Origin of the sequence: Streptomyces phaeochromogenes (assembly GCF_001418655.1) — a bacterium.
Lineage (GTDB): Bacteria > Actinomycetota > Actinomycetes > Streptomycetales > Streptomycetaceae > Streptomyces > Streptomyces phaeochromogenes.
This window is the reverse complement of sequence record NZ_LIQZ01000599.1, coordinates 687-2,953: the sequence shown is the minus strand read 5'-3', so window position 1 is coordinate 2,953 and position 2,267 is coordinate 687. Positions and strand designations below refer to the sequence as shown.

Here is a 2,267-nt window from a genome sequence, read left to right as displayed (position 1 = left end):
GAGGACCTGCACTGGGCCGACGCCTCGACCCGCCACCTCCTCGCCTACCTCTTCCGCACGCTCCGCAGCGGCCGGCTCCTCGTCGTCGCCACCTACCGCGCCGACGACATCCACCGCCGCCACCCGCTGCGCCCACTGCTCGCCGAACTCGACCGGCTGCGCACCGTCCGCCGTATCGAACTCGGCCGTTTCAGCCGCGCCGAGGTCGGCCGCCAGATCGCCGGAATCATCGCCACCGAACCCGACCAGACCCGGGTCGACGAGATCTTCACGCGCTCCGACGGCAACGCCTTCTTCGTCGAGGAACTGGCCGTGGCCGCCAACGACGGCTGCCGCACCGGCCTCACCGACTCCCTGCGCGATCTTCTCCTCGTCCGCGTCGAGAGCCTGCCCGAGGCGTCCCAGCGGGTCGCCCGGATCGTCGCCGAGGGCGGCTCCACCGTGGAGTACCGGCTGCTCGCCGCCGTGGCCCGGCTCTCCGAGGACGACCTCATCGAGGCGCTACGGGCCGCCGTCGGCGCCAACATCCTGCTCACGACGCCCGACGGGGACGGCTACCGCTTCCGCCACTCCCTGGTGCGCGAGGCCGTCGGCGACGACCTGCTGCCCGGCGAGCGCTCCCGCCTCAACCGCCGGTACGCGGAAGCGCTGGAGGCCGACCCCACGCTCGTCCCGGCCGACGAGCGCGCCGCCCGCCTGGCCAGCCACTGGTACCACGCGCACGACGCGGCCAAGGCCCTCCCCGCCGTCCTCGACGCCTCCGTCGCGGCCCGCCGCCGGCACGCCTACTCGGAGCAACTGCGGCTCCTGGAGCGCGCGATGGAGCTCTGGGACACGGCCCCCGACTCCGTACGCGCCGAACTACGGCCCGTCGACTACACCGAGGTCTACCCTCCGTGCGGCTGCGACCCGGCCACCACGCCGCTGCGCTACCTCGACCTGATGGCCGAGGCCGCCGTCGCGGGCCGGTTCTGCGGGGAGCGCGAGCGTGCCCTGAAGATCACCAAGCGGGCCCTGCACCTCCTGGAGGACGAGGACGATCCGCTGCGCGCGGCCTGGTTCTGGATCCAGCGCTCCCGTCTCATCGAGGCGGTGGCCCGTGGTGACGGTTGGAAGGAACTCGCCACCGCCCAGGAGCTGGTGCGAGGGCTGCCGCCGTCCGAGGTGCACGCCGACGTCCTCGCCAATGTCGCCAACTGGTCGATGATGCACAGGCCGGGACCGGAAGCCCTCCAGGCCGCCGAACGAGCCGTGGAGTACGCCCGGATGGTGGGCGCCCGCGACATCGAGCTGAACGCGCGGCTCACCCTGGGCGGCCTCCTCGTCGAGTCCGGCGACATCGAGGCGGGGCTCGCCGAGGTGCACGAGGTCAAGGAGCGGGCGGGGGAGATCGGCGCCGCCTATGTCGTGGGCCGCGCCCACGTGAACCTGCCCTCCCACCTGGAGGGCATCGGCCGCTCCCAGGACGCCGTCCGGATCCTTGAGGAAGGCGTTCAACTCGCCCGCAAACTCGGCCTGTTGGACACCGAGGCCTGGGTGTGGGGCAATCTCGCCGAATCTCTCTTCTCCCTGGGCCGCTGGGACGAGGCCGGTGCGGCCGGGTTCAACTCGGACCGCGTCGGCCAGAGCGCCAAGCCCCGCGGCTTCCGCACCACCCTCCACGCCCATCTCGCGCGCGCCCGGGGCGACCTCCCCGAGGCCGGCCGCCAACTGGCCGCCGCGCGCGAGCACTTCGGCACCCACGACACCGTGCCCCAACACGCGCTGCCGCTGACCACCCTCGCGGTCGGCATAGCCGCCGCCGAAAACCGCCTCCTCGATGCCCGTGCCGAACTGGACGAGGCCTTGACCACCGGCTTCCCGCCGGGCACCCAGCGCTACGCCTGGCCCCTGCTGCTCGCCGCCGCGACCGCGGAGGCCGACGCCCGCGGACTGCCCCTCGCCGAACAGGGCCGCTCCGACGTCCTGGAACGCCTGCGCAAGGCCGCCAAGTCCCTCGCCACGAACGTGCCCGTCTGGCAGGCCCACGAGCACTGGGTGCGCGCCGAACTGCTGCGCGCCGAGGGCCGGGACACCCCGGACGAGTGGTCCGAGGCCGTCACCGCCTTCGAACCCCTTGAGCGCCCGTACGACCTCGCCCGGGTGCGGCACCGCCTCGCGGAGTCCCTGCTGGCCTCCGGAGGCGGTGAGGAGGAACGGGACCGCGCCACGGAACTGCTGCGACTGGCCCGCGCCGTGGCCGACCACCTCGGCGCGCGCCCGCTCGC

General features: G+C 73.7%; 1 protein-coding gene. It reads left to right on the top strand.

The genetic code is table 11. The features are described from left to right. Positions 1 to 2,267 (top strand): ATP-binding protein (locus AOK17_RS46495; protein WP_245697876.1); only part of this gene is annotated, 2,267 nt, incomplete at both ends.